This is a genomic window from Streptomyces sp. NPDC055254 (assembly GCF_053606025.1).
Genome location: NZ_JBSGQV010000040.1, coordinates 20450 through 44181 on the forward strand (window position 1 = coordinate 20450; position 23732 = coordinate 44181).

Below are 23732 nucleotides of genomic sequence, written 5' to 3' on the forward strand. Positions count from 1 at the left end.
TTTGAGGCTTTGATTGATGACGGCGTCGCCCTCCCCCCTTCGCCCCTCCGCACTCGCCCTGCTGCTCACCGCAGCGGTCGGCGGCGCGTTCTCCACGGCGGCGGTGGCCGCGGCCCCGTCCTCCGTCGCCGTGCCCCTGGCGTGGTTCTCGGCCTCCGGCGTGCTGCTCCTGTCCGTGGCGGCCTTCGCGGTCACCTGGACGGCGCGCAATGCCCGGCTGCTGCGGGGCCGGCTCTCCGGCCTCACCGCCGAACTCGACGCCCGTGACGCGTACATCGCCCGGCTGACCGCCGACGCCGCACGCGCCGCGGCCGCCCACGCCGCCGAGCGCGGCCGGCTCACCGCCGCGCACGCCGCAGAACTGGAGCGGCTCACCGGCGCACACGCCGCCGAGCTCGACCACCTCGCCGCCGCCCAGGCGGTCTCCCGGGAACGGCTCGCCGGCCAGCTGCGGCGCGCCGAGTCCGGGCGGGCCGCGGCGATGGCCGCCGCCGCCAACGCGGCCGGCCGGATGCAGGCACTCGCCACCGGCATGCTCGCCGACCTGCGCGACATGGAGCACCGGCACGCCGACGAGGACGTCCTCGGCGACCTGCTCCACCTCGACCACCGCACCGCACAGGCGGGCCGTCTCGCCGACTCCATCGCCGTACTGACCGGCGCCCGTTCGGGTCGCAGGTGGGCGAAGCCCATCGTCATGGAATCGATCCTGCGCGGCGCGATGGGACGCATCGGGGGCTACCAGCGGGTCCGGTCGCACTCCACCAGTGACGCCGCCGTCGCCGGCCACGCCGCCGAGGGCGTCATGCACGCCCTCGCGGAACTCCTCGACAACGCCGCGAACTTCTCCCCGCCCACCGCCGAGGTCCACGTCTACGTGGAAGAGGTGCCGGCCGGGATCGTCATCACCGTCGAGGACAGCGGTCTGGTCATGAGCGAGGTCCAGCTGCGCCGCGCCCAGCAGGCCGTGTCCGCCGAGTCGCTGGACCTGGCGGGCCTCTCCGGCACCCGGCTCGGCCTCGCCGTGGTCGGCCGCCTCGCCCGCAAGCACGGCCTGACCGTCTCCTTCCGCCCCTCCGCGCGCGGAGGTACGGGCGCGCTGATGATGCTGCCCCAAGACCTGATCAGCCGGACTCCGGCCGAGACCGGGGCAGCGCCGGAGGCGACCGCGGTGACCCGGGCGACCCCCACCACCACCCCGGCCCTCGCCGCGCGGGCGACCCCGGCCGCGCTGCCCGCACCGGCCGTCGAGGCCGAGCCCGAGGCCGCTCACGACACGGCCCCCGCTCGGGACGCGGCGACCGCGCCCGACACCGCCGCGCCCGACGCCGAGCGGGCGCAGGACCGTACGGCCGCGCGGGGCGCGGAGCGCGGTGCGCCCTCGGACACCGCCGCGCCGGGACGGTCCTCCGCCGGGTCCGCGGCCCCCGGCCCCGATTCGGCTGCCGTGGAAGGTGGTCTCCCGCAGCGCAGGCGCGGCCGGACCCTGGCCGCCGCCCACCCCGAGTGGCCCGACCCGGCCGGCCCGGGGACCCGTACGGCCGCGCCCGGTACCGCGTCCGCCGCCGCTCCCGCCGGCGCGTCCCGGTCGGCGGCCCGCTTCGGCAGCTTCCGCCAGGCGGTCCGCGGCGCCGCCGCCACGACATCCGCACAGCCCGAACCGTCCCCGAACCCCCCGCACCCGGAAGGCATTACGGAATGACCGGCTCCACCACCGACGAGACGCTCAGCTGGCTCCTGGAAGGGCTCCTCGAACGCACCCCCGGCGCCCGCCACGCCCTCGTGCTCTCCCGCGACGGCCTCAAGCTGTGCCGCACCCCGGAGCTCTCCGTCGACCAGGCCGACCAGCTCGCCGCGATCGCCGCCGGCATCCAGAGCCTCTCGCACGGTGCTTCCATCGAGTTCGGCGACGGGACCGGTGGCGTCCGCTCCGCGATGGCGGAGTTCTACGGCGGCCTGCTCTTCATCGTCGAGGCCGGTGAGGGCGCGCACCTCGCACTGGTCGCGGCCGAGGACGCCGACGCGGGCCTGGTCGGCCACAACATGTCCGAACTGGTCGAGCAGATCGGCGAACACCTCGTCGCCCGGCCCCGGGGATGAGCCGGAGCAGACCGGGCCGGGACGACTCCCCGGACCGGCTGTACACGCTCACCGGGGGCCGCAGCCGCGCCGGCTGCGACACCTTCGACCTGGTCACCCTGATCGTCACCGAGTCAGACCCGGTCCCCGGCATGCAGTCGGAACACGCGGCGATCCTGCGCATGTGCCGCTTCCCGACGGCCGTGGTGGAGATCGCGGCCGAGCTGGGCCTGCCGGTGTCGATCGTCCGCATCCTCCTCACCGACCTGCTCGGCACCGGACGCATCAGCGCCCGGCACCCGCGAACCACGACGTTCCGCCTTCCCGAACCCGAAATCCTGGAGCAGGTGCTCGTTGGACTCCGCAACCTCTGACCAGAGCGAACCCCGCCCGACCCTGCAGAGCACCGCCGACAACGGTCTGAAGATCGTCATCGTCGGCGGATTCGGCGTGGGCAAGACGACCATGGTGCGCTCGGTCAGCGAGATCCGCCCGCTAAACACCGAAGAGACCATGACCAAGGCCGGCGAGCACGTCGACCACACGGACGGCGTCGCCTCCAAGACCGCCACCACCGTGGCCTTCGACTTCGGCCGGATCACCCTCGACGCGCGCAACGTGCTCTACCTCTTCGGCGCCCCGGGGCAGGAACGATTCTGGTTCCTGTGGGACCGCCTCTTCGCCGGCACCCTCGGCGCCGTCGTGCTCGTCGACACCCGCCGGCTCGCCGACTCCTGGTACGCCATCGACCGCCTCGAACACCACGGCACGCCCTTCGTGGTGGCCTGCAACGACTTCGGCGGCCCCCAGCACACCCCGGACGAGATCCGCGCGGCCCTCGACCTGCCCGCCGGCGTCCCGCTGGTGTTCTGCGACGCCCGCTCCCGCGAGTCCAGCAAGCAGGTCCTGATCTCCCTCGTCCAGCACCTCCAGACGGCCCTTGCGCCCAGCCCGCAGAAGACCCCGGAGACCACCCCGTGACCTGCCCCGCCGCACCCGAGCACCGGCCCGTCTATCTCGGCGGCCCCCGGTTCCAGACCGAACCGACCGAGCTGTACCGCGAGATGCGCCGCGACCACGGCGCCGTCGCCCCCGTGGTCCTCGACGGCGACGTACCGGCCTGGCTGGTGCTCGGCTACCGCGAGCTGCACCAGGTCACGAGCGACCCGGTGCTCTTCTCCCGCGATTCCGACCTGTGGAACCAGTGGGACCGCATCCCCGCCGACTGGCCGCTCCTGCCGATGATCGGCCGCAAGCAGCCCTCCATCCTCTACACCGTCGGCGCACGCCACAGCGAGCGCGCCGCCGTCATCTCCGAGGCCCTGGAGTCGGTGGACCCCTTCGAACTCAAGGGCCACGCCGAGCGGTTCGCCGACGAACTGATCGACGCCCTGTGCGGCAAGGGCTCCTGCGACATCGTCGGTGAGTACGCGATGCTCCTGCCGCTGCGCGTGCTCGCCCGCATCTACGGCTTCTCCGACGACCAGGGCCCCGGGCTCGTCACCGCCATGAACGACATGATCAACGGGCGGGAGGGCGCCCTGGACGGTCAGCGCCACCTCGGCGGTTCCATGTACGCGCTGCTCGCCGCCAAGCAGGCCGAACCCGGCCCGGACGTCGTCTCCAGGATGCTCGCCAACCGGGCCGGCTTCACCGTCGACGAGATCGCACAGGACCTCATGGTCATGATGGCCGCCGGCCACCAGCCCACCGCCGACTGGATCGGCAACACGCTGCGCCTGATGCTCACCGACGACCGCTTCGCGGCCTCCCTCGCGGGCGGCCGCCACAGCGTCGGGGAGGCCATGAACGAGGTGCTGTGGGAGGACACCCCCACCCAGAACGTGGCCGGCCGCTGGACCTCCCGCGACACCCACCTCGGCGGCCGGCGCATCGCCCGCGGCGACCTGCTGCTGCTCGGCCTGGCCGCCGCCAACGCCGATCCGCACGTGCGCACCGACGCCGGAGCCCTCACCGGCGGCAACAACGCGTTCTTCTCCTTCGGACACGGCGAACACCGCTGCCCCTTCCCCGCCCAGGAGGTCGCCGAGGTCATCGCGCGCACCGGGATCGAGGTCCTCCTGGACCGGCTGCCCGACGTCGACCTCGCCGTCCCCGCCGCCACGCTCGCCCGTCGCCCCTCGCCCTGGCTGCGCGGCCTCTCCGAACTCCCCGTGACCTACACCCCGACCCCCGCCCTTGGAGCCATCCGATGACGTGCCCGATCGACCACTCAGGTACCCGTGGCCCCGCCGCCATCACGCTGGACCCCTTCGTCAGCGATCTCGCCGCGGAGGGCGCCGCGCTGCGCGCCGCCGGACCGCTGGTACCGGTCGTCCTGCCGGGCGCGGTGGGCGTCTACGCCGTCACCCGCCACGCCGAGGCCCGCAAGCTGCTGACCGACCCGCGGATCGTCAAGGACATCGGCGCGTGGGGTGCCTGGCAGCGCGGCGAGATACCGATGGACTGGCCGCTGATCGGCCTGGCCAACCCCGGCCGTTCCATGCTCACCGTCGACGGTGACGAGCACCGGCGCCTTCGCACCCTGGTGGCGCAGGCCCTGACGGTCCGCCGGGTGGAGAAGCTGCGGGCCGGCATCGAGGCGCTGACCACCGGGATGCTCGACCGGCTGGCGCAGCGGCCGGCCGGCGAACGCGTCGACCTGAAGGCCGAGTTCGCGTACCCGCTCCCGATGAACGTCATCAGCGAGCTGATGGGCGTGGACGCCGCCGACCACCCGAGGATGAAGGCGCTCTTCGAGAAGTTCTTCTCGACGCAGACGCTGCCCGAGGAGGTGCCGCAGATGATGGCGGACCTCGGCGCGCTGTTCTCGCGCATCGTGGAGTCCAAGCGGGAGAACCCGGGCGACGACCTCACCAGCGCCCTCATCGCCGCCTCGGAGGACGGCGACCGCCTCAGCACGGAGGAGATCACCAACACCCTCCAGCTGATGGTCGCGGCCGGTCACGAGACCACCATCAGCCTCATCGTGAACGCGGTCGTCGCGCTGGAGACCCACCCCGAGCAGCGCGCCCTCGTCCTCAAGGGCGAGGTGCCCTGGGAGAACGTCGTCGAGGAGACCCTGCGCTGGTCCACGCCGACCTCGCACGTCCTGATCCGGTTCGCCGCCGAGGACGTCGAGGTGGGCGACCGGGTCCTGCCGAAGGGCGAGGGGCTGATCGTCTCCTTCGGGGCCATCGGGCGCGACGAGGAGCAGCACGGCGAGACGGCGGGGGAGTTCGACGTGACCCGTACCCCGAACCGCCACATCTCCTTCGGCCACGGCCCGCACGTCTGCCCCGGGGCAGCGCTGTCCCGGCTGGAGGCCCTGGTGGCCCTCCCTGCCCTGTACGCGCGCTTCCCGGACCTCACGCTGGCCGTGGCCCCCGAAGAGCTCCGCAACAAGCCCGTCCTGACCCAGAACGACCTCTTCGAGCTGCCCGTCCGGCTGGCCTGACCGGCCGGGCGTTGGGTGGCAAGCAGGGCCCGGGAGCTGGACGTGCTCCCGGGCCCCGTCACCTCCCCGGCGCCGTGCCGGCCCCGGTCACACCGGTACGGACACGAACGTCCTGCCCGCCTCGTTCTCCACCAGGACGGCTTTCACGTCGCCCGGGTCCACGGCAGCCGAGCCGTCCAGGGCGGCACCCTTGCCCTCGCCGTTCTCCTGGCCGCCGACCACCCAGCCGCCCGCGACCGTGCGCGTCCCGTCCGCGGAGACCACGACCAGCCGGCACCGCTCGCCCCGGGGAACGCCGGTGACCGCCGCGTGCACCCGTACCCACTTCGCGGCGGGCGTCATCCGTACGGTCATCCGCGCCCCGGTGCCCCGGTCGACCGCGGAAGCGACCTTCGTCCCGGGCACGGGCGGCACGGGCGACGCCGAGGACGTCGGCGGGGGCGGCGGCGGAAGGGCGAGGCCGCCGTCCCGGTCGCCCGTGCCCCACTGCGTACCGGCCCAGAACACGGCGGCCAGAGAGGCCGCCGCGGCCAGTCCCGCGAGCCCCGCCCGGCGGCGCCGGGCGCCGTCCCGCTCGCCGCGCATCTGCCGCAGCGTGCGCTGGAGCAGCAGGTCCCCGCCCTGCGGCGGGCCGTCGAGGAACGCCTCCTCGGGCACCTCTCCCAGGGCCGCCTCCATCTCGCGCAACGCGGCCACCTCCTCCCGGCACCGCACGCATCCGGCCATGTGCTCCTCGATCCGGCGCGCTTCCTCCTCGTCGAGGACGCCGAGCACGTACGGGCCGAGCAGTTCCTCCTCGTGCAGCTGCCGGTTCATGCCACCACCTCACGCAGTCCGGCGGGCTGCTGGGGCGGCCTGCCCGATCGTTTGCCTTCTCTGGAACCGCTGTCCCTGCCGCCGCCGTCCCCGAACACCTCGCGCAGGGCCTTGAGGGCGTAGTGCGAGCGCGATTTGACCGTACCCGCCGGGATGCCGAGGGTGTCGGCCGCCTCGGCCACACTGAGCTGCCGGTAGTACAACTCCTTGAGGACGTCCCGGTGTTCCGGGGACAGCTGGTCGAGGGCCCCCAGGACCGTCATGCTGTCCACCACCGCGTCGGCGTGGTCCATCTCCACCGGCGGCGCCGCCGACGCCCCGGAGACCTCCGGAGGCCGCGCGGCCTTGGCCCGGTACCGGTCGGTGATGATGTTGCGGGCCACCGTGAGCAGCCAGCCGCGTACCGAGCCCTTCCCGTTGACCAGGACGTCGGAGTGCCGCCAGGCCCGGATCAGCGTCTCCTGGACGACGTCCTCGGCGGCGGCCCGGTCTCCCGTCAGCCGCGTGGCGTACGCGAGCAGCGCGTGGCCGTGCTCCTCGTACACCGACTTGATCAGTGCCTCGTCGGTCGAGCCCCGCCGAGTGCGGGGCCGCAGTGGTCCGGCCATCTCACCCTCTCCGTCTTCCTCGTTGAGGTAGTGCGAACGGAACACGCCATCGGGGCCGACTCGGTTCAGGTGATGTGCGTCACTCAGGTGCGGCAGGTGCGGCCTTCGTTGAGGCACGAGACGACCGCCTCCATCTGCTCCTCGCTCATCGCGTTCACGAACATGGCGTGGTCCGTCTTGGGGCTGTGCCGCTGCTCCGGGAAGGAGTCGAGGGCGGTCAGAACGCCCGGGGGGACCTCGTAGGCGAGCGTGATCCGCAGCTCGGGCACGGGGAAGGTGTCCTGCGGGCAGACGCCGCCCGGCGCCGGGAACCGCAGGTGCGAACGGTGCCCGGCGGAGGTGGTGTCGAGGCCGTTCCAGCAGCTGGGGAAGGCGAGGGTGCGGGTGACCCGGTCGCCGGCCGGGCAGCGCGGGTAGCGGGTGGTGGCGCGGTCGGGGGAACCGGAACAGCCCCAGCGGGCCCGCACGTCGCTGTCGCCGCCCGCCGTGAACGCCACCGCGTCACCGGTCGTCCCGCGCAGGAAGCGCGGCATCGCCACCACCTTGCTCACCGGGTTGCCCCGGAACTCCACCAGGACCGAGGCCTCCGCGAGGATCTCGCCCGCGTTGCCGTGCCCGGCCGCGCGCTCGTGCGCCCGCGTGCCCGGACGGTCGAGGCGGCGCAGGACGGGCCAGTAGTAGGTGGAACGGTCCCCGCCGCGGCAGCTCGTGGCGGCCGCGTCCAGGGAGGCGTCGGTCGACATCGCGTCCGCGGACAGGTTCCCCACGTACGCGTGCGTGTGGTGGGCGCCCGACCGGAGCCCGGGGGAGACCACCGGGTTGTCCTCGTTGTAGTGGCCCTCCTCGTTGCGGCCGCAGTCCACCCGCACCGCGCCCGCCGAGGCGTCGGGTCCGGCGACGGGGGAGTGGGCCGTCTCGCGCGGGACGTCGCGCATGTCCACGTAGTCGGCCGCCGCCGGGCGCACCGCCGCTCCGGAGGGGGACCCCGACCGCGGGCCGGCCACTCGCGAGGCCCCGAGCGCGGCGGCGGTCAGCGCGCCGCCCAGGACCAGGCAGACGGCGAGTGCGAGCAGTCGGTTCTCGATCCCCATGGCGGTCACGGTTACCGGTGGCGACGGCGCCGTCAACCCGGGGCCGGCCGGGCGGGCCGCAACTTTTCATTCCGGATGGCGGTTTATACGCAAAAGCCACCATCCTGCGCAGGCCTCCTCATCGCCGGAAGGAACTCCCCCTCCGTGACAGCTGCCAACCCCCTCCTGCACCGGGTGATCCAGGAGACCGGCCTGACGTACGAGGCCCTGGCCCACCGGCTCAACGCGAGCGCCCGGGCGGCAGGCCTCAGCACCGCCTACGACCGCACGTCCATCGCCCACTGGCTCCGCGGCAGTACGCCCCGCGACCCGCTGCCGGGCCTGCTCTGCGAGATCCTCTCCCGCCACCTCCGCCGGCCGGTCGGTCCCGCCGACATCGGCATGGGGCACGCCCCGCCGTCCGGGCCGCCCACCAGCGCGGCGGACCTGCTCGCGGGCGTACCGGGGCTGCGGCCGCAGCCGCACCGGCGTCGCCGGGCCGACCACGGGGGCCTCCGCGTGCCGGAACAGCGCGAGACGCCTGACGGCCGCGGCGGGTCCGGCGCGCCCCCCGCACTCGGCGAACCCCGCCCGCCCGGCGAACCGGTGCGGTCCGGCGCCTCCCACCCGCCCGGCGCGCCCCACTCGCCCCGCGCGTCCGGTCAGGGCTCTCCCGCGGGCGCCCGCATCGCGGCCCTCTCGCACAGTGGACTGCGCCGGACGGCCGAGGTGTTCTTCGCCGGGCAGGCCGACGCCCTCGGCGGGGACGCCACGGCCCCCGTCCTCCTCGCCTACCTCCAGAGCACCTTCCGCCCCGTCCTCACCGCTTCCGTCGGCTCACTGACGCCGCCCGAGCTGAGCCACGCGGCCCGCACCGTCCTACTGCTCGCCCGCAGCTACGCCGACCAGTGCGCCTTCGCCGCGTCCCGCCGGACCCTCGGCCGGGCCGCCTCCCTCGCCGAGCTGGCCGGGGAGAGCGCCACCCGGGCCATCGCCCTGCGGATGCTGAGCCAGGACGCCCTCGACCACCACCAGTCCGCCGTCGCCCTCTCCTACGTCCGCCAGGCACGGGAGGCGGCCTCGGGCGCACCCGCCGCCGTCCGGGCCTACGTAGCCGCCCAAGCGGCCCACGTACACGCAGCCCTGGGCCACCGGGACTCCGCCCTGGCCTGGCTCGACACGGCGGGGCGGCTGCGCGGCCGACTCCCCGTGGACCCCGACCCCTTCCACACCTACCGTCCGACCGCCCTCGACTTCAAACGGGCCGTCGTCCTGGGCCTGCTCGGCGACTACGAGGCCGCCCACGCCGCCCTGGACGCCTCCCTGGAGACCCGCCCCGAGGAGCAGGAACGGGCGATCACGCTCACCCACGTGGAACGGGCCCGGCTGTACCGCCTGGACGGACGGGAAGCGGACGCGGCGGCCGAACTGCGCCGCGCCCAGCACCTCAACCGGGGCGTCCGCTCGCCCCGGGCCGGCCGCGAGATCGAGCGCCTCGGCCCGGCGGCCCACCCGCGGTGATCGCGCCACGGGAGCCGCCGGATCGACCGCGCGCACGGTTGCCGACCGCGGGCGCGGCGCAGCACAGTACGGCCCATGACCTCCGCGCCGACCTCCGCCATGACGCCCGCCGAACTGCTGCGGGCCTTCGCCCGCACCCGTGCCTCGCTCGACGGCGCCGAAGTGACCTTCTGGTGGGCCGGCGACGTCCACTCCTGGGGTCCCGGTGAGCCCTACCGGCGCCTCTTCGGCTTCGAGGGGGTCAACGTGGCCCGCCTCGTCCCGGACGAGGAGACCGGCGGCTTCCAACTGCTGAGCAGGGAAGCGGCCTTCTACCTGGACCCGGTGACCCGCGAGATCGTCGAGACCTGGGAGGGCAAGCCGGTGGTGCACGTCTGGAACGACCCGGCCAACCAGAAGCTGCGGCCCCACCCGGTCCCCCTGACCGACCTGGGCGACCAGATCTGCTTCAGCCTGGAGATCCCGCTGTCCTACCCCTCGCCGCTGCTCGTCGCGCAGTACCCGGCCCACTCGGCGGACGACACCTACCGCGCACTGGAACTCTTCCAGTTCTTCGCGCCCGCGACGGCGCTCACCACCGACGGACCGAGCGTCCCCGCCACGATGTCCTGGACCCGGATGTCCCCCTGGCTCCCCTGGATGGAACAGGGTGACCGGCCCGGCGGCCTCGCCTTCCACTGCCGGGGGCGGAAACTGGCGTCCTACGCGGAGGTCCCCGAACGCACTCGCTCGTACATCGCCGCCCACCATCCGCAGTTCGCACACGCACCGCGCAAGTGGTCCGAGCCGAACGAGACCAGCTGGACCTACTTCCGCAAGCTCTTCCCGCCCCGGACCGCCTGAGGACATCCCCGGCAGGGGCCGCCGGACGCGGCCCCGACGAGCCCCGCAGGCCTCCCTCAGGGGGTACGGGAGGGGCGGACAAGGGTTTTCCCCGTATCGAGTTCACCCCGCATTTGCCTACTGTCTGCCCACCGGCGATCATCTCCTGGCCGCATGGCCCACGCGCCAACCCCACATGGCGTGATGCCGCGCGGACCAGGAGGAGCCGCCGGTAACGCCGTTGCCCTGCCCCGCCGTCGCGGCCGGAGCAACGAGGCGCGCGGCGGCGGCCGGGGCGGGTTCGACCAGCCCGCACCGGCTCCGCAGCCGCCGGTACACCTCCCACACTGCACCGACCGGCCGATCCGGCCCGCCCGGAACGGCCCGCGAAAGGGAACACTGTGCACGCATCCAGACGAAGGCTCATATCCGTGGTGGCGATGTCCGTCACCCTGCTCGCCGGATCCGCCACCACCTCCGTGGCCCTGGCCACCGCGGACCCCGCCGCCGCCCCCGCCGCGGTTCCCGCGCCCGCCGCACCGGTCGAGAACCTCATCGTCGGATACAAGTCCTCCGCCAGCGAGGCCAGCTCCAACACCGCGGCCGCCGACGACGCCGCCGCCAAGGGGAAGAAGGCCGGCAAGAAGGCCACCTTCGACCGCCGCCTCGGTACCGGAGCCGCGCTCGTCAACCTCGGCTCGGCCGTCGCCCCCGCCGAGGCCGCCGACGTGATGGCCCAGTTCCGTGCCGACCCGGACGTCGCCTACGTCGAGCCGGACTCGCGCGCCTACGCCCTGGCCACCCCGAACGACACCGAGTACGCCCGCCAGTGGGACCTCTTCGAGCCGACCGCGGGCATGAACGTCCCCGCCGCCTGGGACAAGACCACCGGCTCCGGCGTCACCGTCGCCGTGATCGACACCGGCTACGTCGCGCACTCGGACCTCGCCGCGAACGTGGTCGCGGGCTACGACTTCATCTCCAGCTCCACCGCGTCCCGTGACGGCAACGGCCGCGACAACAACCCCGCCGACGCGGGCGACTGGAGCGCGGCCGGCGAGTGCGGCGTCGGCTCCAAGGCCAGCGACTCCTCCTGGCACGGCACCCACGTCGCGGGCACCATCGCCGCGGCCACGGGCAACGCGAAGGGCATCGCCGGCATCGCGTACGGCGCGAAGATCCAGCCCGTCCGCGTCCTCGGCAAGTGCGGCGGCGCCACCTCGGACATCGTCGACGCCATCACCTGGGCGTCGGGCGGCACCGTCCCCGGCATCCCGGCCAACGCCACCCCCGCCAAGGTCATCAACATGAGCCTCGGCGGCTCGGGCGCCTGCGGCACCAGCTACCAGAACGCCATCAACGCCGCCGTCGGCCGCGGCACGACCGTCGTCGTCGCCGCCGGCAACAGCAACGCCGACGCGTCCGGCTTCTCGCCCGCCAGCTGCAACAACGTGGTCAACGTGGCCGCCAGCAACCGCACGGGCGACCGCTCCTTCTACTCCAACTACGGCGCGATCATCGACGTCGCCGCCCCGGGCGGTGAGACCCGCCGCGCCACCGACACGCCCGGCACCATCACCACCCCCGAGAACGGCATCTGGTCCACCCTGAACGCCGGCGCCACCACCCCCGGCGCCGAGAACTACGAGCCGTACCAGGGCACCAGCATGGCCGCCCCGCACGTCGCGGGCCTCGCCGCGCTCCTGGTCGCCGCCAAGCCCACGCTCACCCCGGGCCAGATCGAGTCGGCGATCAAGACGAACGCCCGTCCGCTGGCCGGTACCTGCACCGGTGGCTGCGGCGCCGGCCTCGCCGACGCGGCCGCCACCGTGACCGCCGTCACCTCGGGCCCGACCACCCCGGCCCTGGAGAACCTCACGGACTACACCATCGCCGACAACGGCACGGTGGAGAGCCCGATCACCGTCTCCGGGATCACCGGCAACGCCCCGGCCACCCTCAAGGTCGGCGTGACCATCGCGCACACCTACATCGGTGACCTGAAGGTCGACCTGGTCGCCCCCGACGGCTCCGTGTACGTCCTGCACAACCGCGCGGGCGGCGGCACGGACAACATCAACACCACCTACACGGTCAACGCCTCCACCGAGGTCGCGAACGGCACCTGGAAGCTCCGCGTGAACGACAACGCCGGCGGCGACACCGGCAAGATCGACGCCTGGAAGCTCACCTTCTGATCCGTCCGGTCCCGCCCGGTCCGGTCCCCCGACCAGGCCTGACGGGGCGATAGTACGGACCAACGCAGCCCGTCGGACCTGCCTGTACACCCGTACCGGCAGTTCCGGCGGGCTTTTGCGCGAGCCGACTGATTTCTGCGTCACAATCCGGGTCCACCCGGCATCCGACCTCGTATTGTCGCGTCTCACAGGAAAGGCACAGGAGCTGGGGATCGAGAGGCTGGTGGCTGTGCGTGGTGGCGGCGACGGGGCACGCTGACACAAAGGTCGGACAGGGCGAACTGATCAAAGCGGTGGACCGCGCGCTGACCACGCACGGCCGGGCACTGCTCACCGGGCCGGCCGGCGCGGGCAAGACCGAAGTGGTGCGCGCCGTCGCGGCCGCCGCCGAGGCGCGCCAGGAGACGGTGCTCCGCCTCGCCCCCGAGGCCGCCGACCAGTGGATCCCCGAAGCGTCCGCCGCCGCACTGCTGGCCTCCGTACCCGCCGCCGCGCTGGAGGGGCTCTCCGGACCCCAGCGCACCGCGATCGCCCTGCTCCGCCGCGAGGCCGACGCCCCCGGCGCCGGCCGCGACCACGTCGCGCTGCGCCTGGCCGTCGTCGAGGTGCTGCGCACCCTCGCCGCCCGCCGACCCGTGCTGCTCGTCCTCGACAACGCCCAGTGGCTCGACGCCGAGAGCACCGGCCTGCTGCGCTTCGCGCTCCGCCTCACCCCGCCCCGCGTCCGGGTCCTGGTCGCCGAGTGCGTCCAGGGCGGAACCCCGGTGGGAGAACCCCTCTGCGGCCCCGGTACCCCCGCGATACGGGTCCCCCCGCTCGGCGCCGACGAGGTGGCCGAACTCCTCTCGCGCCGGGGCCTGCCCGCCCGCCTCGCCGGCCGCATCCACCAGGCGAGCGGCGGAAACCCACGCCTCGCCCTCGCCCTCGGCCACTCCCTCGCCGAGTCCCGCGACGGCTCCGCCCACCACGCCGACACCCTGCCCATTTGCGGACAGGCCCGCGAGGTGGCCCGCCGCCTGCTCGCCGAGGCCCCCGCGCAGGCCCGCCGCACCCTGCTGCTCGCCGCCCTCGCGGCCCGCCCCACGACCGCACTGCTGCGCCGGGCCGGCCGCCCCGACGCCGAGGCGGAACTGGCCGAGGCCGAACGGGCCGCGCTGATCCGTGTGGCCGAGGACGGCACGGTCGAGTTCACCGCCGGGGCCCTGCCCACCGCGCTCGCCGCCGACGCGGGCTGGCCCGAGCGCTCCGCCGCGCACGCCGCGCTGGCCTCCGCCGTCGACGACCCGATCCAGGCCGTACGCCACCGCGCACTGGCCGTCGACACCCCCGACCAATGGCTCGCCGCCGAGATCACCGAGGCCGCCGCGGCCTGTCGCCGGCGCGGTCAGCGGGCCCTCGCCGCCGAGCTCGGTCTGCTCGCGGCCGACCGCACGCCGTCCTGGCTCGCCGGGGAGGAACTGGCCCGGCTCGTCGGCGCCGCGGAGGACGCGGGCTGGGCCGGCCGCGCCGACCTGGCCCGCCGCGCGACCCGGGCGGTGCTGGCCCGCGACGCCTCCCGGGCCGACCGGGTCCGGGCCCGCCTCGCCGTCATCGACGCCGCCGGGCAGGCGCTCGGCGCCCTCGACGAAACCTTCGCCTGCGCCACGGACGACGCGGCCGGGGACCCCTCCCTCATGGCGGCCGTCCAGCTGCGAGTCGCCTGGAAGAACAACCTCAGCGACGGCGACCCCGTCCGCTCCCGCGACGCCGCCGCCGAAGCCGGCGCGCTCGCCGCCCTCGGCGGCGACCAGGTCGCGGAAGCGATGGCCCTGACCGTACGGGCCCGGATGGGCCGCATCCTCGGGGACCCGGACGCCGAGGAGATCCTCGCGGAGGCCCTCGCCCTGCCCGCACCCGAGGTGCCGCTCGGCATGCGCCACGCGCCCCAGTACCTCGCCGTCCGGCACGCGCTCTTCGACGACCGGGTCGGCGAAGCACGCCGCCAGCTGATGGTGCTGCTGCCCGCCGTGCAGCGGACCGGTTCCGCGGAGGACGTCTTCGAGGTGCTGCGCAGCCTCACCGAGGCGGAGCTGCGCGGCGGCCACTGCGCAGCCGCTTCCGCGCATGCCCGACGGGCCCTGGAGCTGACGATCGAGGCGGGCCTCTCGCCCGGCCCCGCCTGGTACGTGGCCTCGAAGGCCGAGGCGATGGGCGGCAGTTTCGCGCGCGCCGCCGGATACGCGCGGCGCGGCATCCAGGCCTCGCGGGAGGAGCACGACCAGGTCTTCCTCACGCGCAACCTGCACGCCCTCGGCCTGGTCGAGCTGGCCACCGGCGAGGCGGCGAAGGCCGTGGCCACCCTGAGCCGGGTCGCCGAGCTGGAGGCCGCCCAGCAGGTGGTGGACCCCTCGATCCTGCGCTGGCACGGTGAGCTCGCCGAGGCCCTGGTCGCGGCGGACGCTCCCGGCGAGGCCGCCGAACTGATCGACCGCGTCCGTACCGTCGCCGTCTCCCTCGGCCGCACCGGGGTCGTCGCCGCCCTGGACCGGGCCCGGGGCCTGTGCCTGTCCGCCCGGGGCGACGCCGACGAGGCCGTCCGGCTGCTGGAGGACACGGCCGCGCGCTTCGCCGAGCTGCGCCTGCCGCTGGAGCGCGGCCGGACGCTGCTCGCCCTGGCCCGGGTGGAGCGCCGCCGGCGCCGGCGGGCCCCCGCCCGCGCCGCGCTCACGGCGGCGGCCGAGGTGTTCGAGCGGGCCGGCGCGACCCCGTGGGCGGAGCTCGCCCGGGAACCGGCGCCCGCGGAGGGGAGCCGTACGGAGGCGGCGGCGACCCTGACCGAGGCCGAGACCCGGCTGGCCCTGCTCGTCAGCCAGGGGGCGAGTAACCAGGAGGCGGCGGCGAAGCTGTTCCTCAGCGTGAAGACGGTGGAGGCGCGGCTGACCCGGATCTACCAGAAACTCGACGTGCGGTCCCGGGCCCAGCTCGCGACCGCGCTGCGCGCACCCTGAACGGAAGCGGCCGCCCGGCTCCGGGGAGCGGGCGGCCGGCACCGTAGGGGAGGGGTCAGCAGGTGAGGTTGCCGCCCGGGGTCACGCCCAGCAGCTGGGTGAAGCTCTGGTACTTCGAGACCCGGCTCTGGACCTGGGCGGGGTTGCCGCCGTTGCACTCCAGGGCGCCGTTGATGGAGCGGATCGTCTCGCCGAAGCCGGCGCCGTTCACCATCGCGGCGTGGGCGGTCATCGTGCCCGGACCGTTCTGGGTGTTCCAGTACCAGAGCGCCGTCTTCATGGCGATCGCCGGGTCCTGCTCCACGAGGTAGGGGTTGGCCAGGAGGTTGAGGCCGAGGGCGTCCCCGGCCGCCTTGTAGTTGAAGTTCCAGCTCAGCTGGATCGGCCCGCGGCCGTAGTACGCGGCCTTGCCCGCCGGACAGCCGTAGGGCTGCGTCGCGTCGCAGTAGTGGGGGTAGTTGGCGGTGTTCTGCTCGACGATGTGGACCAGTCCGCCCGTCTCGTGCGAGACGTTGGCGAGGAAGGCGGCGGCCTCCCGGCGCTTCACGGTGATGTCACCGGTGTTGGCGAAGGCGGGGTACGCGGACAGGGCCGAGACCAGACCGTTGTACGTGTAGAAGGGGTTCCGGTTCGGGAACATCTGGTTGAACTGGGTCTCGGAGACCACGAAGCCGGAGGGGTCGGGATCGGGGTTCTGGCCCCCGTCGCCCCCGCAGGCGCCCTGGTCCGACCAGACGCCCCACTGCCCGGTGGTACCGGGCGTCTCGCCCTGGGTCCACCACTTGGCCTGCCAGTTGCGGCCGCCGTGCGAGGCGTTCATGCCGTTCGTGTACACGGCGGACGAGCCCCAGGGGCTGGCGCAGGGGGCCGCGGCGGAGGCGGGGGAGGAGGGAAGGGCGATGGCGAGGCCGACGGTGACGGCCGCGGCGGCGGCCAGGGCCAAGGCACGGCGGCGTAGCGCGCTTATCACGGAACTGCTCCTTCGGTGGGGGGAGTTGCCATGGAGGTGGCAGTACGGCCCACTGAAGCGAAACTGGTCTGGACCTGTCAAGGTCTAGACCAAAATAAAATACGCCGACGCGACAGGGTGTCGCGCCGGCGCGGAGAGGAACGGAGCGTCAGCTGCGGTTGGAGAGGTTGCCGGAGAGGACCGGGATGTTCTCCAGGATGTGCGAGGCGGAGTCGTCACCCTTGGCCTGGGTGGAGTTCTCGGCGCACTGCTGGTTCTGCGGGTTGGCGAGGACGTTGACGTCCTGGACGCCGATGTTCGCGAGGACCGCGAACAGGGACTGGGCGTTGACCTTGGCCGGCAGGCCGATGCAGAGCTTGTTGAGGGAACCCTGGACCGCGCTCAGCTGCGGGCTCATCGCCCCGCGCGTCTCCTGGTTGCCGTAGACCTGGGCGGAGCCGTTGCCGTTGACGGTGTTGACGCCGTTGTCGTTGCCGATCGCCATCGCCGGGGCGGCCGCAGCGGCACCCGCGCCGAGCACGGAGGCGGTGACCGCGGCGGTGGCCATGAACTTCTTGAGCATGATGGGGAATCCTTCTGTCGGACTGTCGCATGAGCTAGCTGCCCTCGGCGGGACGAGCTGATCAACTGATGCGAGAGCCCGGGGTTATCCCCACTCACCCGGGCGGCCCAACGGTGGATGTGGCGCACAGGGGGCGTCCCGCCGCCGCGGCGGCGAGACCGGCCCCTCCTCCGCGAGGTCAGCCGGTCTTGCGACGGACCTTCTTGTTCTTGCCGCCGGGGCCGCTGCTGGAGCCCTGGACCTTCGCACGGCTCTGGTGCGCCTGCTGCGACTGGGTATTCGCGGCGTTGCGATCCAGCGCCTCGCGGAACTTGCGCTTGGCGGCGTCGGCCGGAGTTTCGTCCTGCGGGGTGTCGGTTTCGTCTGCCATTTGTCCTCCTGGGGTGATCAAGCCGTTTCAGTCTGTCAGGTGGCGTGTCCGCTGACCAGCGCGTTCGCTACGGGCGGGGCCGCGGGTGGGTGGCGGGGCGGGGGTGGGGGCCCGCGCCGCCGGTCGGGCCCCGCAGGTGGTCCGCCCGAACCCCAAGGAAGCCTTGGGAGGGTCATAAGTTCTGATTATGGGGTCATAAGGCGAGACCGGGTGCCGGGTTAGGATTACCTCAGTTTAGGGTTCTCCTTGATCCAGCTTGCTGTCGAAGGGAACCCTGCCATGCCTCGCCCTCTGCGGGTAGCAATCGTCGGTGCCGGCCCCGCCGGCATCTACGCTGCCGACGCGCTCCTGAAGTCCGAGGCCGCCGTGGAGCCCGGGGTGTCCATCGACCTCTTCGAGCGGATGCCCGCCCCCTTCGGCCTGATCCGGTACGGCGTCGCTCCCGACCACCCCCGGATCAAGGGCATCATCACCGCGCTGCACCAGGTGCTCGACAAGCCGCAGGTCCGCCTCTTCGGGAACGTCGACTACCCCAACGACATAAGCCTGGACGAGCTGCACTCGTTCTACGACGCCGTGATCTTCTCCACCGGCGCCACCGCGGACCGCTCGCTCACCATCCCGGGCGTCGACCTGGACGGCTCCTACGGCGCCGCGGACTTCGTCTCCTGGTACGACGGCCACCCGGACGTCCCGCGCACCTGGCCGCTGGAGGCGGAGAAGGTCGCGGTGCTCGGCGTCGGCAATGTGGCCCTCGACGTCGCGCGCATCCTCGCCAAGACGGCCGACGAGCTGCTGGCGACCGAGATCCCTGCGAACGTCTACGACGGTCTCAAGGCCAACAAGGCGCTGGAGGTGCACGTCTTCGGCCGCCGAGGACCGGCCCAGGCCAAGTTCAGCCCCATGGAACTCCGCGAGCTGGACCACTCTCCCACCATCGAGGTCATCGTCAACCCCGAGGACATCGACTACGACGAGGGCTCCATCGCGACCCGCCGCGCCAACAAGCAGGCCGACATGGTCGCCAAGACCCTGGAGAACTGGGCGATCCGGGACATCGGCGAGCGGCCGCACAAGCTGTTCCTGCACTTCTTCGAGTCGCCCACCGAGGTGCTCGGGGAGGACGGCAAGGTCGTCGGGCTGCGCACCGAGCGCACCGAGCTCGACGGCACCGGCAACGTCAAGGGCACCGGCCGGTTCACCGACTGGGACGTCCAGTCCGTCTACCGGGCCGTGGGCTACCTCTCCGACGAGCTGCCCAAGCTCCCCTGGGACGTCGAGTCCGGCACGGTCCCGGACGAGGGCGGCCGCGTGATCGAGGCCGGCGGCCACCTGCAGTCGACGTACGTCACCGGGTGGATCCGGCGCGGCCCGGTCGGTCTGATCGGCCACACCAAGGGCGACGCCAACGAGACAGTGGCGAACCTGCTGGCCGACCACGCCGAGGGCCGCCTGGGCGAGCCGGCCGCGCCCGCGCCGGAGGCCGTCGAGTCCTTCCTCGCCGAGCGGTCCGTCCGCTACACGACGTGGGAGGGCTGGTACAAGCTGGACGCCGCCGAGAAGGCGCTGGGCGAGCCCCAGGGACGCCAGCGCGTGAAGATCGTCGAGCGCGAGCACATGCTCGACGCGAGCGGAGCGTAACCGCGACGCACGGAGGGGCCCGCCGACGAGGCGGGCCCCTCCGTCGTCCTCGCCGCGGCGCTCGCCTGCTACCGCTCCAGCAGGCCCCGTACGAAGGCGGCCTGCCCGGCGTGCTGGAGGTCGTCGGACAGGACGCTGACCAGGCGCACCCCCAGGGTGACCGGGGGGTCCCAGCGTTCGTCGACCACGCGTTCCAGATCGGCGGCGGCCAGACCACGCACGAACCGCAGGGTCCGCTCGTGGACGGCGTCGAAGTACCCCAGGAGCAGCTCGCCCGAGGCGACCCGGACCGTACCGGCCTGCCGGGCCGTGTGACCGTACCCCGTGGATGCGGCGGGCAGGGGCAGCGCGAACCGGTCCGCCCAGCCCTGGGCCTGCCAGACCTGGTCCAGTTCCGCCGCGTCCGCCACGTGGTCGTCCTGGATTCGCGTCAGGTGCCAGACGAGCCAGGTGATCGAGTTCGCCCCGGGGTCGACGCGCGCGTCCAGCAGCTCCGGCGCGAGACCTTCGACCACCTCGTGCACGATGTCGTGGATGCGGCCGAATCCGTCCGCGATGACGTCCGTAGCCTTCATGCCTCCACCATGCAAGGCCCCTCGTTCCGTGCGGCGGGAGCGACACGCGGGGCCTGCAGGCCGACCCGGCCGAGGTCGAGGGTCGGCGCGCCGAGGAAGCCGTCCGTTCAAGCGACTGCCGACCGTAGGGGCCGATGGTTGAGGTGGTGAACAATGGATCATATGAGCGTTGTGCGTAGGCTCCGGACATGAGCGACACCGCCCCGGCCACCCCTGCCGAACTCCAGGTCCGCGAGCGCGACGGGGTCCGCGCCCACGGCGGAGTCCGCGTCCTGCGCGCGGCCGACCGCGGCGAGACCGTCTGGAAGAACGGCGGCGGCGTTATCCGGGAGATCGCGGTCCGGCCCGAGGGGGCCGGTACGGGAGACTTCGCCTGGCGGGTGAGCCTGGCCGACGTCCGCGCCGACGGCCCGTTCTCCGCGTTCCCCGACGTCGACCGTACGCTGACCCTCGCCGAGGGGGCCGGTATGGACCTCGCGGTGGCGGGCGCACACCGGCTCGTCGACGAGCGCTACGCCCCGCAGGACTTCGCCGGCGACGAGCCGACCGACTGCCGGCTCCTGGCCGGCCCCGTCGTGAACTTCAACGTGATGTTCCGCAGGGGGAGCGTCCGAGCGCGGACCGCCGTCGTCCGGGGGGCCCTCGGAGTCTGCGTCCCGGCCGGCGAGACGCTGCTCGTGGTCGCCCTGGAAGGGACGGCCGTGCTCGAAGGCGCCGGCGAAGCGCCCGCCTTCGGGCTGGACCCGTACGACGCGCTCCTGGCGGACGGCCCGTACGACACCACCGTCCGCACCGCCGGGCGCGCGGCCGTGGTCCGGTTCGCGCCGGCGGACCCCGGCGCGGGAGGGTGCGAGGACGCCTCCCGCTGAGCGTCAGCGGACGCCCAGCTTCACCCACTTCGCGGCGCTGGGCACGCCCTTCGCGTCGAGCAGGAACAGCATGTAGTAACCGGGCGGGGCGTCGGCCGCGCTCGGCGGGGTGCGCAGCCCGACGGCGGTACCGCGGATCCCGGTCGTCCTGAGCTCCAGATGGCGCTGGCTGGTGTTCACCGAGTGCGTGACGGTCGTCGGCGCCAGCAGCACGGCGCGCCGGACGTCCCCCGCCGTCGAGCTGGTCACCTGGAAGTCCGTGTCGTGGGCGAGCTCGCCCGCCGGGACCCGGTCGAGCGCCGGACGGCTGCCCCGGTGCAGGTAGGCGGGCTCGTAGAGTTCGATGCTGCCGTCCATCGCGTCCCGGATGTCCGGGTCGTTGGCGATCTGCTGGAGCTCGTCGCCGGTGACCATGACCCGGCCGTCCGGCATGACCAGGGCGTTGGAGTGGTAGCCGCGCGGCAGGCGCTGGACCGGCCCGAGCCGCCAGTGGCCGCGCGCGTCCCGCAGTTCGATCTGGCGGTATTTCAGGTCGGCCTTCGGATTGAAGGGTCCGTGCCCGTAGTCCCGGGTGTCCAGGGCGCCGTTGACGGTGAGCAGGGTGGCGTCCGGCAGGATCAGGGTGGCGTCCTGGGTGCGGCCGAAGGCCCTCGGCTCCGCCGCGTCCCAGTGGCCGTCCTTCAGCAGGTACGTGTTGCGGTCGCGCGGATCACCGCCGAGCACCAGCACGGAGTCCGGACCGCGGAAGCCCGCCGGCAGCGGCACGGCCGATCCGTAGCCCCGGAAGTCCGCGGGGCGCCGGGGCAGATCGGTCCGCACGTCCTTCACCGGATCGAATCGCCACTGCTGATCGGCGTCGCGGCCGAGGCCGTAGATCATCCCGTCCCGCAGCGAGAAGAGGTGCGGGTAGTCGTTGCGGAACGGCGCCTCGGACCGCAGCCGCTCCGAGGGGACGTCCACCGGGATGTCGAAGGGACGCCAGGGGACGGGCGTGCGGAGCGCCGGGAACCGCTCCACCACCGGCGTCGGAGTGCCCGTACCGCGCTCCGACTGGCCGGACATGATGATCTGACGGCCGTCCGCGGCGGTCACGACCGAGGGGTACCAGCGGCCGACGGCCATGTCGCGGTTGCGGTACCAGGTCTCGGTCCACGGGTCGAAGACGAAGGACAGCTTGGCGCCGCTGCCGCCCTTCCCGCCGACGTTGCCGCCGAAGACCGCGACCATTCCGTTGGGCAGGAAGGAGTGCCCGGCGCAGAAGAACGGCGCCGGACGCGGGGCGTAGGTGCCGTCGGGCACCAGGACCACCGGCGGCGGCACCTTCTTGAAGGCTCCCGCCCCGGTGCCGAGGGCCGGGTTCCAGAGGAAGGCGCGGCCCGCGTTGGTGCGGCCGACCGTGTTCGTGGGGCCGGTCTCCTTGGTGGGGTCGGACTCCACCCGCTCGAAGGAGAAGAGCAGCACCTTGCCCGTCGGCAGCTGGGCCACGTGGACACCGAAGTCCGGTGACGGGAAGAACTGGGCGAAGCGGCCCGCATCCGCCGCGCGGAAACGGGCGTTGGCCTGGTGCTGGGACTCCTGGAGGGAGGCCAGGCCGGCCGTGCGGGAGGCCTGCGGATAGCCCTTCGCGCCCTGCGCCGCCCGCCGCAGCCGCGCGTGCGCGCGGGCGTGCTCCTCGCCGAGTACGGCGGCCTCGCCGGCGACGGCGACGGCTCCGGCAGCTCCGGCGGTGGCGCCGCCGTCGTCGGCGTGCCGGTGCGCCGCATGCGGTGCGGCCGTACCCGGGGCGGCGGTGGCCGGAGCGGGGCAGAGCGCGGACAGGGCGAGGGCCGGGGCGATCAGCCAGGCCGCCGGCGCGGCGCATCGGTGGGCGCGGAACATGGGACTCCTCACCGCGGAAGCCCCGGCTCCGGCGTCCTGGCCGGCTCCCGGGACCCGCTGATGGGCCGACGGATATCGCCGATACTAGGACAAACATGATCAATCGAAGGATGCGACGCGAGGGGACCCGCCCGAGGACCGCGCCCGGGCGGGGCGCGAGGGGGCCCGGCCGCCCGGCCGTTCAGGCCGTCAGGCCGACGCCCGCCGCACCAGTTCCGTCGCCGTGATCACCGGACCCGGCCGCACTCGGTCCTTCCCGCCCCCGTTCAGGGTGCGCATCAGCAGCCGCGCCATCAGGCGCCCCATGCCCTCGATGTCCTGGCGTACGGTCGTCAGCGGCGGATCGGCGCTCTCCGCCACCGGTTCGGCGTCGTCGAAGCCGACCAGCGCCACGTCCCCGGGGACGGTCCGGCCCCGCTCCCGGAGCACGCGGAGCGCGCCGGTCGCCATCAGGTCGTTCCCCGCGAACACGGCGTCGATCCCCGCGTCGCGGTCCAGCAGTTCGGCCATCGCCCGGGCGCCGCCGGCCGAGGTGAAGTCCCCCTCGACGAACAGCTCGGGGCTGTCGGCCGCGAGCTCGTCCAGGTACCCGCTCAGCCGGTCGGCCGCCGAGGTCTGGTCGAGCGGGCCGGCGATGTGCGCGATCCGCCGCCGCCCCTGCGCGCGCAGGTACCGTACGGCCTCGCGCGCCCCGCCCCGGTTGTCCGCGTCCACGTACACCACACCCTCGGACTCCCCGGGCCCGGGCGTCCAGCCCGGACGGCCGCCGTAGACGGTGGGCATCCCGATGCGGCGGGTGATGGCGGGCAGCGGGTCGTCCGTGTGCAGGGAGAAGGCGAGCGCCCCGTCGACGTGGCCGCCGGCCAGATACCGCTCGATCCGGTCGTAGTCACTGCGGTCCTCCACCAGCAGCAGGACCAACTGGGCGTCGTGCGCCGTGAGTTCCTTGCTGATGCCGCGCACCTGGCGGGAGAAGAAGGGGTCCGTGAAGATCCGGATCTCCGGCTCGGCGATGATCACCGCCACGGCGCCGGTGCGCCGGGTGACCAGCGTGCGGGCCGCGTGGTTGGGGACGTACCCCAGGTCCCGGATCGCCTCGCGCACCTTGTCCACCAGATGGGGGCGGACGCCGTCACCGCCGTTGACCACACGCGACGCGGTGGCCCGGGACACGCCGGCCAGCGCCGCGACGGCCTCCAGGGTGGGTCGGTTCCCGGAGTGCGTTTCGGGCACGGGTGCTTCCTCCATGTGTCCAGGGGCGGCGGCCTCGCCGGACAGCAGCGTAACCGGTCGGACCGGGGGAGCGGAG

The 23732-nt window shown here is 73.6% G+C and carries 21 protein-coding genes; 12 read left to right on the forward strand and 9 right to left on the reverse strand.

Annotated elements, in window-relative coordinates; all coding sequences use genetic code 11:
• Positions 1-16 precede the first annotated feature (16 nt).
• From ACWFQ8_RS27740 to ACWFQ8_RS27765, 6 genes are read left to right on the forward strand one after another with little or no spacing between them, the layout of a single operon-like run.
• Positions 17-1702 (forward strand): ATP-binding protein, encoded by a 1686-nt coding sequence (locus ACWFQ8_RS27740; protein WP_453789011.1) that lies wholly within the window; start codon positions 17-19, stop codon positions 1700-1702.
• Positions 1699-2100 (forward strand): roadblock/LC7 domain-containing protein, encoded by a 402-nt coding sequence (locus ACWFQ8_RS27745; RefSeq protein ID WP_384531624.1) that lies wholly within the window; start codon positions 1699-1701, stop codon positions 2098-2100. The genes ACWFQ8_RS27740 and ACWFQ8_RS27745 overlap by 4 nt, the downstream gene beginning before the upstream one ends.
• A complete protein-coding gene (locus ACWFQ8_RS27750; RefSeq protein WP_453789012.1) occupies positions 2097-2453 on the forward strand; it encodes a DUF742 domain-containing protein in 357 nt (118 codons plus the stop codon). Before ACWFQ8_RS27745 ends, ACWFQ8_RS27750 begins: the two co-directional genes overlap by 4 nt.
• A complete protein-coding gene (locus tag ACWFQ8_RS27755) occupies positions 2434-3060 on the forward strand; it encodes a GTP-binding protein (RefSeq protein ID WP_453789013.1) in 627 nt (208 codons plus the stop codon). The genes ACWFQ8_RS27750 and ACWFQ8_RS27755 overlap by 20 nt, the downstream gene beginning before the upstream one ends.
• Positions 3057-4295 (forward strand): cytochrome P450, encoded by a 1239-nt coding sequence (locus ACWFQ8_RS27760; RefSeq protein WP_453789014.1) that lies wholly within the window; start codon positions 3057-3059, stop codon positions 4293-4295. Before ACWFQ8_RS27755 ends, ACWFQ8_RS27760 begins: the two co-directional genes overlap by 4 nt.
• Positions 4292-5536 (forward strand): cytochrome P450 family protein, encoded by a 1245-nt coding sequence (locus ACWFQ8_RS27765; RefSeq protein WP_453789015.1) that lies wholly within the window; start codon positions 4292-4294, stop codon positions 5534-5536. Before ACWFQ8_RS27760 ends, ACWFQ8_RS27765 begins: the two co-directional genes overlap by 4 nt.
• 87 nt (positions 5537-5623) lie before the next feature.
• On the opposite strand, the gene ACWFQ8_RS27770 is transcribed toward ACWFQ8_RS27765, so the two are convergent.
• The 3 genes from ACWFQ8_RS27770 to ACWFQ8_RS27780 all read right to left on the reverse strand — a co-directional run bounded on the left by ACWFQ8_RS27770 (position 5624) and on the right by ACWFQ8_RS27780 (position 8051).
• On the reverse strand, positions 5624-6352 hold the full coding sequence (locus ACWFQ8_RS27770) for an anti-sigma factor family protein (protein ID WP_453789016.1): 729 nt from the start codon (positions 6350-6352) through the stop codon (positions 5624-5626).
• The gene (locus tag ACWFQ8_RS27775) at positions 6349-6960 is read right to left on the reverse strand and encodes a sigma-70 family RNA polymerase sigma factor (protein ID WP_453789017.1); all 612 of its coding nucleotides are present in this window, start codon (positions 6958-6960) and stop codon (positions 6349-6351) included. The genes ACWFQ8_RS27770 and ACWFQ8_RS27775 overlap by 4 nt, the downstream gene beginning before the upstream one ends.
• An 83-nt stretch (positions 6961-7043) precedes the next feature.
• Positions 7044-8051, reverse strand: coding sequence for a DUF1996 domain-containing protein (locus ACWFQ8_RS27780; protein WP_453789018.1), 1008 nt, complete (start codon positions 8049-8051; stop codon positions 7044-7046).
• 144 nt (positions 8052-8195) lie between these two features.
• Between ACWFQ8_RS27780 and ACWFQ8_RS27785 the strand changes: the two genes are divergently transcribed.
• The 4 genes from ACWFQ8_RS27785 to ACWFQ8_RS27800 all read left to right on the forward strand — a co-directional run bounded on the left by ACWFQ8_RS27785 (position 8196) and on the right by ACWFQ8_RS27800 (position 15558).
• Positions 8196-9551, forward strand: coding sequence for a hypothetical protein (locus tag ACWFQ8_RS27785; RefSeq protein WP_453789019.1), 1356 nt, complete (start codon positions 8196-8198; stop codon positions 9549-9551).
• A gap of 75 nt (positions 9552-9626) precedes the next feature.
• Positions 9627-10394: a DUF1838 family protein gene (locus ACWFQ8_RS27790; protein WP_453789020.1), complete on the forward strand. Its 768-nt coding sequence runs from the start codon at positions 9627-9629 to the stop codon at positions 10392-10394.
• A gap of 419 nt (positions 10395-10813) precedes the next feature.
• Positions 10814-12571 carry a S8 family peptidase gene (locus tag ACWFQ8_RS27795; RefSeq protein ID WP_453789049.1) on the forward strand — a complete coding sequence of 586 codons (1758 nt, stop codon included), beginning with the start codon at positions 10814-10816 and terminating at the stop codon, positions 12569-12571.
• 233 nt (positions 12572-12804) lie between these two features.
• On the forward strand, positions 12805-15558 hold the full coding sequence (locus tag ACWFQ8_RS27800) for an AAA family ATPase (protein WP_453789021.1): 2754 nt from the start codon (positions 12805-12807) through the stop codon (positions 15556-15558).
• A 55-nt stretch (positions 15559-15613) separates the two neighbouring features.
• Here the strand turns inward: ACWFQ8_RS27800 and ACWFQ8_RS27805 are convergent, their stop codons facing one another.
• The 3 genes from ACWFQ8_RS27805 to ACWFQ8_RS27815 form a co-directional block, all read right to left on the reverse strand.
• The gene (locus ACWFQ8_RS27805) at positions 15614-16501 is read right to left on the reverse strand and encodes a glycoside hydrolase family 19 protein (protein ID WP_453789050.1); all 888 of its coding nucleotides are present in this window, start codon (positions 16499-16501) and stop codon (positions 15614-15616) included.
• Between the two features lie 175 nt (positions 16502-16676).
• Positions 16677-17090, reverse strand: coding sequence for a rodlin (locus ACWFQ8_RS27810; protein ID WP_453789022.1), 414 nt, complete (start codon positions 17088-17090; stop codon positions 16677-16679).
• A gap of 178 nt (positions 17091-17268) precedes the next feature.
• Positions 17269-17460: a DUF5302 domain-containing protein gene (locus tag ACWFQ8_RS27815; RefSeq protein ID WP_453789023.1), complete on the reverse strand. Its 192-nt coding sequence runs from the start codon at positions 17458-17460 to the stop codon at positions 17269-17271.
• Positions 17461-17739: 279 nt separating this feature from the next.
• Between ACWFQ8_RS27815 and ACWFQ8_RS27820 the strand changes: the two genes are divergently transcribed.
• Positions 17740-19101: an FAD-dependent oxidoreductase gene (locus ACWFQ8_RS27820; protein WP_453789024.1), complete on the forward strand. Its 1362-nt coding sequence runs from the start codon at positions 17740-17742 to the stop codon at positions 19099-19101.
• Between the two features lie 68 nt (positions 19102-19169).
• Here ACWFQ8_RS27820 and ACWFQ8_RS27825 read toward each other — a convergent pair whose 3' ends face one another.
• Positions 19170-19676, reverse strand: coding sequence for a mycothiol transferase (locus ACWFQ8_RS27825; protein WP_453789025.1), 507 nt, complete (start codon positions 19674-19676; stop codon positions 19170-19172).
• A gap of 188 nt (positions 19677-19864) precedes the next feature.
• On the opposite strand from ACWFQ8_RS27825, the gene ACWFQ8_RS27830 reads away from it, so the two are divergent.
• A complete protein-coding gene (locus tag ACWFQ8_RS27830; protein ID WP_453789026.1) occupies positions 19865-20545 on the forward strand; it encodes a HutD/Ves family protein in 681 nt (226 codons plus the stop codon).
• Positions 20546-20548: 3 nt separating this feature from the next.
• On the opposite strand, the gene ACWFQ8_RS27835 is transcribed toward ACWFQ8_RS27830, so the two are convergent.
• Together ACWFQ8_RS27835 and ACWFQ8_RS27840 are read right to left on the reverse strand one after the other, a co-directional pair.
• Positions 20549-22423 carry a galactose oxidase-like domain-containing protein gene (locus tag ACWFQ8_RS27835; protein WP_453789027.1) on the reverse strand — a complete coding sequence of 625 codons (1875 nt, stop codon included), beginning with the start codon at positions 22421-22423 and terminating at the stop codon, positions 20549-20551.
• 189 nt (positions 22424-22612) lie between these two features.
• The gene (locus ACWFQ8_RS27840; protein WP_453789028.1) at positions 22613-23656 is read right to left on the reverse strand and encodes a LacI family DNA-binding transcriptional regulator; all 1044 of its coding nucleotides are present in this window, start codon (positions 23654-23656) and stop codon (positions 22613-22615) included.
• Positions 23657-23732 lie beyond the last annotated feature (76 nt).